Here is a 7360-nt window from a genome sequence, read left to right as displayed (position 1 = left end):
GAGCCCTCGGGGATCGGGGGCAACGGCGGATCCCCGCCTGGCGTGGTCTCGACAACCGAACTCATCAGTACTTCCGTTCCATCGGCTCGTAGCGGGTCTGTACCACGGGTTTGAAATCCAGTCGAATATCACTGAGCAGATCGGTGCCCTGCTTGTACGCCATGGTGTGGCGCATGTAGTTGACGTCGTCGCGGTTCGGATAGTCCTCGCGGGCGTGCCCGCCGCGGGATTCCTTGCGATTCAAAGCACCGACCACCGTGACCTCGGCCAGCTCGAGCAGGAAACCCAGCTCGATGGCTTCCAGCAAGTCGCTGTTGAAGCGTTTTCCTTTGTCGTGCACGGAGATCCGGGAGTAGCGCTCTTTGAGCGCGTGAATGTCGGTGAGCGCCTGCTTGAGGGTCTCCTCGGTGCGGAACACCGCGGCATTGTTGTCCATCGTCTGCTGCAACGCCCCGCGGATATCGGCGACGCGTTCGTTGCCGTGCTCCGACAGGATGTCGGCCACCCAACCGACCACCATCGCCGCCGGCTCCGACGGCAGTTCGGCGAAGTCATGCCCCAGGGCGTAGTTCGCCGCAGCGATTCCGGCCCGCCGGCCGAAGACATTGATATCCAGCAGCGAGTTGGTGCCCAGCCGGTTGGCGCCATGTACCGACACGCACGCGCACTCGCCGGCCGCGTACAGGCCGGGCACGGTAGATGTGTTGTCCCGCAACACTTGTCCGGTGATGGTTGTCGGTATGCCGCCCATCACGTAGTGGCAGGTCGGGTAGACCGGGACTAATTCTTTGACCGGGTCCACGCCAAGGTAGGTGCGGGCGAACTCGGTGATGTCAGGCAGCTTTGCCTCAAGCACGTCCTCGCCCAGGTGGCGGACGTCGATGTAGACGTAGTCCTTGTGCGGGCCCGCGCCGCGGCCTTCCAGCACTTCCAGCACCATCGAGCGGGCGACGATGTCGCGCGGCGCCAGGTCGACGATCGTCGGGGCGTAGCGCTCCATGAACCGCTCGCCTTCACCGTTGAGCAGCCGACCGCCCTCACCGCGCACGGCTTCGGAAATCAAGATGCCCAGCCCGGCCAGCCCGGTCGGGTGGAACTGGTGAAACTCCATGTCCTCCAACGGAAGTCCCTTGCGGAACACGATCCCGATGCCGTCGCCGGTCAGGGTGTGCGCGTTGGACGTGGTCTTGTACATCCGGCCCGACCCGCCGGTCGCGATCACGACGGCCTTGGCGTGGAAGACGTGCATCTCGCCGGTGGCCAGTTCGTAGGCGACCACCCCGGTGGCCACTGGACCGCTTGGGGTTTGAGTGAGGACCAAGTCCAGCGCATAGAACTCGTTGAAGAACTCGACGTCGTGCTTGACGCAGTTCTGGTACAGCGTCTGCAGGATCATGTGGCCGGTGCGGTCGGCGGCGTAACAGGCTCGGCGTACCGGGGCCTTGCCGTGGTCGCGGGTGTGCCCGCCGAAGCGGCGCTGGTCGATGCGGCCTTCGGGGGTGCGGTTGAACGGCATCCCCATCTTCTCTAGGTCCAGCACCGCGTCGATGGCTTCCTTGCACATGATCTCGACCGCGTCCTGGTCCGCGAGATAGTCGCCGCCCTTGACGGTGTCGAAGGTGTGCCATTCCCAGTTGTCGTCTTCGACGTTGGCCAACGCCGCGCACATTCCGCCCTGGGCAGCGCCGGTGTGGCTGCGGGTCGGGTAGAGCTTGGTCAGCACCGCCGTGCGCACCCGGGGTCCGGCCTCCACCGCCGCCCGCATTCCGGCACCACCCGCGCCGACGATCACCAGGTCGTATCGGTGTTCGGAGATCACGGCACGCCTTTCACGAAATGTTGGGATCGAACGTCAGCAGCACATAGGTCCCCAGCACCAGCGTGAACACCATCGACAACGCCAGCAGGGCGTTCAGCCAGAAGCGGGTGGAACCCTTGCGGCTGTAGTCGTCGATGATGGTGCGCAGACCGTTGCCGCCGTGCAACTGCGCCAGCCAGAGCAGCAGCAGGTCCCAGGTCTGCCAGAACGGCGAGTGCCAGCGCTGCGCCACGTAGTTGAAGTCGATGCGGTAGACACCGTCGTCCCACATCAGCATCACGAACAAGTGCCCAAGCGCCAAGAACACCAGCACGATGCCGGAAAACCGCATAAACAGCCAGGCGTATTTCTCGAAGTTGGGCATGCCCGCGCGGCGGCGGGGCGCCCGCGGATTGTCCAGGCTGGCCGGACGGTCGTGGCTGCGCTGCCGTATCGGCGCGAGCTGGCCGCGGCTCAGTTGAAGGTCGGGGGAGCTCATCCGAAGTGCCCGATCATGTGGATGCCCACGACCACCGTCGCCGGCACGATCACCAGCAGCCACACGATCCCGATCGCCCACAGCATCAGCCGCTGATAGCGGGTGCCCTGTGCCCAGAAGTCGATCAGGATGACGCGGATCCCGTTGAGTGCGTGGTAGAGCACCGCGGCTACCAGTCCGAGCTCCATCAAGCCCACGATCGGCGTCTTATAGGTCGAGATGACTTCGTTGTAGGTTTGCGGGCTTACCCGCACCAGTGCGGTGTCCAGCACGTGGACGAACAGGAAGAAGAAGATCGTCGCTCCGGTGATGCGGTGCAGCACCCATGACCACATACCCGGATCGCCGCGGTAGAGGGTTCGTCGTAGGCGCCGTGCGCGCGACGACCCGTCCCCCAGTGTCGGCGTAGCCGGATTCGCAGATGTCGTCGTCGTCATCAGCGCCTCCCATATCGATGGGGACCGTCGGGTGGGACTCTAAACCCATTCTTGCTGTCAAATGACCCGCTTCGTGTCCGCCAACGCTTTCCGGCGCGAAGAATCTAGGGTGGCCTTGTGAATTAGCCGACAGTGAACGAGGTGGCCTGATGCATTCCCGACACCCGCGGTATCGCGACCATGACCGACATAATTGACTGGAATTCGCTGCGGGACAAGGCCATCCAAGCAGCGCAGGGGGCATACGCGCCTTACTCAGGGTTTCCGGTGGGTGCGGCGGCGTTGGTCGACGATCAGCGGATAATCACCGGCTGCAATGTGGAGAATGTCTCATATGGCCTGGGTCTCTGTGCCGAGTGCGCCGTGGTCTGCGCGCTGCATTCGACTGGCGGCGGCAGGCTGCTCGCATTGGCATGCGTCGACGGCGGCGGCGCGCCACTGATGCCGTGTGGCCGGTGTCGTCAGGTGTTGCTGGAACACGGCGGACCGGATCTGCTGATCGACCATCCCGACGCACCCCGGCGGCTCGGCGACTTGCTGCCCGAGCCGTTCGGCCCCGGGGATCTGGCCCGGCGAGAGCAGGGCCGCGGGTGAGTTTCGACGCGCCAACAATAATCACGACCAAACGCGACGGCGGGCGGCTGTCGGATGCCGCGATCGACTGGGTCATCGACGCCTACACCCACGGACGGATCGCCGACGAACAGATGTCGGCACTGTTGATGGCGGTTTTTCTGCGCGGCATGGACTACGGCGAGACCGGGCGATGGACGGCGGCGATGGTGGCCTCTGGTGAGCGAATGGATTTCACCGATTTGCGGCGTGACGGCAATCCGCTGCCGACCGTGGACAAACACTCCACCGGCGGGGTCGGAGACAAGATCACGCTGCCGCTGGTATCGGTGGTCGCGGCTTGCGGCGGTGCGGTGCCGCAGGCGTCCGGTCGCGGACTCGGCCATACCGGCGGCACCCTGGACAAGTTGGAGTCCATCGCCGGCTTCACTGCGGATCTTACTAACGAGCAAGTGCGCCAACAACTTTGCGAGGTCGGCGCGGCTATCTTCGCGGCCGGCCGGCTGGCGCCCGCCGACGCGAAGCTCTACGCGCTGCGCGATATCACAGCCACCGTCGAGTCGCTGCCGCTGATCGCAAGCTCGGTGATGAGCAAGAAAATCGCCGAGGGGGCGGGCGCGCTGGTGCTCGACGTCAAAGTCGGTTCCGGCGCATTGCTCAGCTCGGAATCGCAGTGCCGTGAGCTGGCCGAGACCATGGTGGCGCTGGGCGCAGAGCACGGGCTGCCGGCCTGCGCGGTGTTGACCGATATGAACAGTCCGCTGGGTGCGGCCGCCGGTAACGCGATTGAAGTCGCCGAAGCGCTGGAGGTGCTGGCCGGCGGCGGACCGCCCGACGTGGTGGAGCTGACCGTGCGGCTGGCCGGTGAGATGCTCGAGATCGGCGGCATTGATGCCCGGGATCCAGCACAGACATTGCGCGACGGCACCGCGATGGACCGATTTCGCGCGCTGGTCGCCGCGCAAGGCGGTGACTTGTCCGTACCGTTGCCCGTTGGTAAGTACTCCGAAACCGTGACCGCCAGTCGGGGCGGCACAATGGGCGATATCGACGCGATGGCAGTGGGGCTGACGGTATGGCGGCTCGGAGCGGGCAGGTCCCGTCCGGGCGAGCTGGTACAGCCCGGTGCAGGGATTCAGATTCACCGGCGTCCCGGGGAGCCAGTGGCCGCCGGCGAGCCGCTGTTCACGCTGTATACCGACACTCCCGAACGCTTCGAGTCCGCGATGGCCGAGCTTGCCGTGGGCTGGAGCGTGGCCGATACAGCCCCCGTCCGGCGACCGCTGATCATCGATCGGATCAACTGATGACCGCGCCACTCAGCTTGGAGGCGATCAGGCGAGCGCCGAAGGCCCTGTTGCACGACCACCTCGACGGCGGGCTGCGCCCGGCTACCGTGATCGAGATCGCCGGCCAGACCGGCTATGACGGCCTGCCGGCCACCGAGGTCGATGAATTGACACGGTGGTTTCACACCTCGTCGCACAGCGGATCGCTGGAACGCTACCTCGAGCCGTTCTCGCACACCGTCGCGGTGATGCAGACGCCCGAGTCGCTGCACCGGGTGGCCTACGAGTGTGTGGAGGACCTGTCCGCCGACTCGGTGGTCTACGCCGAGGTGCGGTTCGCCCCCGAACTGCACATCAACCGGGGACTCTCCTTCGACGCGGTCACCGATGCCGTGCTGGCGGGTTTCGCGGACGGCGAGAAGGCGGCCGCAGCAGCGGGGCGACCTATCGTCGTGCGGTGTCTGGTCACCGCGATGCGGCACGCCGCGCTATCCCGCGAAATCGCCGAGCTGGCGATCCGATTCCGTGACAAGGGCGTGGTCGGTTTCGACATCGCCGGTGCGGAGGCCGGCTATCCGCCCACCCGGCACCTGGACGCTTTCGAGTACATGCGAAACAACAACGCCCGCTTCACGATTCACGCCGGTGAGGCCTTCGGGCTGCCCTCCATCCATGAGGCGATCGCGTTTTGCGGCGCCGACCGGCTCGGGCACGGGGTGCGGATCGTCGACGACATCGACGTCGCCGAGGACGGCACGGTGCGACTGGGCCGATTGGCATCGATACTGCGGGACAAGCGGATTCCGTTGGAGCTGTGCCCCAGCTCCAACGTCCAGACCGGCGCAGTCAACAGCATCGCCGAGCATCCGTTCGACCTGCTCGCCCGGGCGCGGTTCCGGGTCACCGTCAACACCGACAACCGGTTGATGAGCGACACGACGATGAGCCATGAAATGCTCGCTCTCGTCGACGCCTTCGGATACGGCTGGACCGACCTCGCGCGGTTCACGATCAATGCGATGAAGTCGGCGTTCATTCCTTTCGACGAGCGGTTGGCGATCATCGACGAAGTCATCAAACCGCGTTTTGCGGTGCTGGTCGGCTAGTGACGTTTATCGCTCCTGCCACATCCGCTGGTGGGCAGCCCGTTTCAGGTACGCACATCCTGTAGGCGGAAGTTGCGCTGCATGAACGTGGAGTCCGCCGCGGTGAAACCAAATTTGGCATACAGGGCGTGCGCGTCGTTGGTATGCAGCATCCACCGGAAGTAGCGACCTGGGCCTTCGTCAATCATGACGCGCAGAATGCCGGTGCCGATGCCATGGCCGCGCTCGTAGGGATGGACGTACACATCGGCCAGGTAGGCCATGGCCGCACCGTCGGAGAAGGCTCGCGCAAAACCCACCATCCGGCCGTCAACCGTGTCGTAGGCGCCGACCACGCGCCAGGCAGCGTCGAGTTGTCGTCCGAACATTTCTCGGGTGCGGTATTTGGCCCAATAGGCGTGTTCGGTCAGTTCATGCCAGAGCCAATCGCGGTCGACACGGTCCAGATTGGTGCAAAACTCGACGCCCACGGTTTTAAGGCCTTCCCTAGTGCGGTGGGGAGATCGTGCCGCCGCGCGTTCCTCGTCGTCAGCTGAGAATGTTTTGAAGTCAACGAATCCCGGTATCAATCTGGCTCTGCGCAAGCGTGTTGGCGAGCTCGGTATAGCCGTACGCTTCGGGGTCGGAGCGTAGCTGCAACCGAGATAGTGTCACCCCACAACCGTTCAAAATCGATGTCATGCGGCCAGTATCGCGATGAGGGAGATGGCGGCGCTAGTGCATTTCGGCGCTGTTGATGTTGAGGCGTTCGTTGCTGATGCCAGCGTTTTTTTGAACTCGTTTCCACAATGAAAGGACGCTGACTGAAGTTGTCGCTGCGAGGCGGGCACATTGTCACATGCCGCCCAGTCAAGTGGCTCACGTGATAGATGGGATTAAAACACGTCACGACTTGGCGCACCTTTCGCCGGCTTGCGGCGCTACTCGCGCCTTAGCCGTGACGCGCACACGAATGTCGCCGCCGGCTTGCGGCGCTATTCGCGCCTGAGCCGCGACTCCACGAAGCGCTCCAACTCTTCCCACTCCCGGACCGCCTCGGCATACGGAGGCGCCGGCTTGCTCTCTGAATCGGAGTCGAGGACGTAGGCCGCCAGCTTGCCCAACGGGCGTTCCGTCGCAAGCGTCTTATCGACGGTGTTGTCCTCGGCGTAGTCCCCGACATCGCGAAGCAGCTCGACAGCCAGGTCAAGCTGCTCACGGTCCACCGCATCCGGCCCGTGGGCTAAATCATCGACCAGCCCGGTCAGTACGTAGACGTTATCGTCGGTGACGTCGACCCGTAGGGAGCCGTCGGTTGCTGCAGTGCGGATGTCGTCATAGGTGCTCAGGTCGGACAAGTCGTGGTCGTGCTCGTCGGCGAGATACCTGGCCAAGGCCCGCTCGGAGGTGAACACACTGATCCGACCATTGCGTCCCAGGAAGATCGGACTGTCGTCGAAATAGCAGCGCAGTGTGTAGAAAGTGCCTGTACTTGTCATGATCCGGATCGGGTCGATGCCGACTTTCAACCAAAAGTCTTCGTCGCCGCCCAGCACAACCTTGTCGCCGGTGGCACTGGCCTTCTCGGCGTCGGCGTCATCGGCACTCGCGGCCGCCGACTCGGTCTGTTGCTTCTCGGTGCCGTCCTCGTCGTCGCTCTGCAGGGCTTCCTCGTCGAG

Annotated in this window: 7 protein-coding genes and 1 pseudogene; 3 read left to right on the top strand and 5 right to left on the bottom strand. The window is 64.4% G+C overall.

Annotated elements, in window-relative coordinates:
* Window positions 1-64 precede the first annotated feature (64 nt).
* The 3 genes from sdhA to sdhC are packed head-to-tail and all read right to left on the bottom strand — an operon-like array spanning window position 65 to window position 2632.
* Window positions 65-1819 (bottom strand): succinate dehydrogenase flavoprotein subunit, encoded by a 1755-nt coding sequence (gene sdhA / locus WAN71_RS07945; protein WP_422224803.1) that lies wholly within the window; start codon window positions 1817-1819, stop codon window positions 65-67.
* Between the two features lie 10 nt (window positions 1820-1829).
* Window positions 1830-2297 carry a succinate dehydrogenase hydrophobic membrane anchor subunit gene (locus WAN71_RS07940; protein ID WP_422224802.1) on the bottom strand — a complete coding sequence of 156 codons (468 nt, stop codon included), beginning with the start codon at window positions 2295-2297 and terminating at the stop codon, window positions 1830-1832.
* Window positions 2294-2632 (bottom strand): succinate dehydrogenase, cytochrome b556 subunit, encoded by a 339-nt coding sequence (gene sdhC, locus WAN71_RS07935; protein ID WP_422224804.1) that lies wholly within the window; start codon window positions 2630-2632, stop codon window positions 2294-2296. Before sdhC ends, WAN71_RS07940 begins: the two co-directional genes overlap by 4 nt.
* A gap of 282 nt (window positions 2633-2914) precedes the next feature.
* Between sdhC and WAN71_RS07930 the strand changes: the two genes are divergently transcribed.
* The 3 genes from WAN71_RS07930 to WAN71_RS07920 are packed head-to-tail and all read left to right on the top strand — an operon-like array spanning window position 2915 to window position 5702.
* Window positions 2915-3328, top strand: coding sequence for a cytidine deaminase (locus WAN71_RS07930; protein WP_422224801.1), 414 nt, complete (start codon window positions 2915-2917; stop codon window positions 3326-3328).
* Window positions 3325-4614, top strand: a complete 1290-nt coding sequence (locus tag WAN71_RS07925) for a thymidine phosphorylase (protein WP_422224800.1) — start codon at window positions 3325-3327, stop codon at window positions 4612-4614. The genes WAN71_RS07930 and WAN71_RS07925 overlap by 4 nt, the downstream gene beginning before the upstream one ends.
* Complete coding sequence (locus WAN71_RS07920) at window positions 4614-5702, top strand: adenosine deaminase (protein WP_422224799.1); 1089 nt, start codon at window positions 4614-4616, stop codon at window positions 5700-5702. Before WAN71_RS07925 ends, WAN71_RS07920 begins: the two co-directional genes overlap by 1 nt.
* A 44-nt stretch (window positions 5703-5746) precedes the next feature.
* On the opposite strand, the gene WAN71_RS07915 is transcribed toward WAN71_RS07920, so the two are convergent.
* On the bottom strand, window positions 5747-6172 hold the full coding sequence (locus tag WAN71_RS07915) for a GNAT family N-acetyltransferase (RefSeq protein WP_422224798.1): 426 nt from the start codon (window positions 6170-6172) through the stop codon (window positions 5747-5749).
* A gap of 504 nt (window positions 6173-6676) precedes the next feature.
* Window positions 6677-7360: pseudogene (locus tag WAN71_RS07910) on the bottom strand (primosomal protein); the annotation flags it as partial.

The sequence above is a fragment of the Mycobacterium sp. genome (assembly GCF_049280035.1).
Classification (GTDB): domain Bacteria; phylum Actinomycetota; class Actinomycetes; order Mycobacteriales; family Mycobacteriaceae; genus Mycobacterium.
Note: the sequence above shows the minus strand (reverse complement) of the source record. Positions and strands in the feature narration are given on the sequence as shown.

What these genes read in the sequence shown, in the direction of transcription:
- sdhC (WP_422224804.1), bottom strand. Translation starts at nt 2,632, where the DNA reads ATGTGGTCATGGGTGCTGCACCGCATCACCGGAGCGACGATCTTCTTC.
- WAN71_RS07920 (WP_422224799.1), top strand. Translation starts at nt 4,614, where the DNA reads ATGACCGCGCCACTCAGCTTGGAGGCGATCAGGCGAGCGCCGAAGGCC.
- WAN71_RS07940 (WP_422224802.1), bottom strand. Translation starts at nt 2,297, where the DNA reads ATGAGCTCCCCCGACCTTCAACTGAGCCGCGGCCAGCTCGCGCCGATA.
- WAN71_RS07930 (WP_422224801.1), top strand. Translation starts at nt 2,915, where the DNA reads ATGACCGACATAATTGACTGGAATTCGCTGCGGGACAAGGCCATCCAA.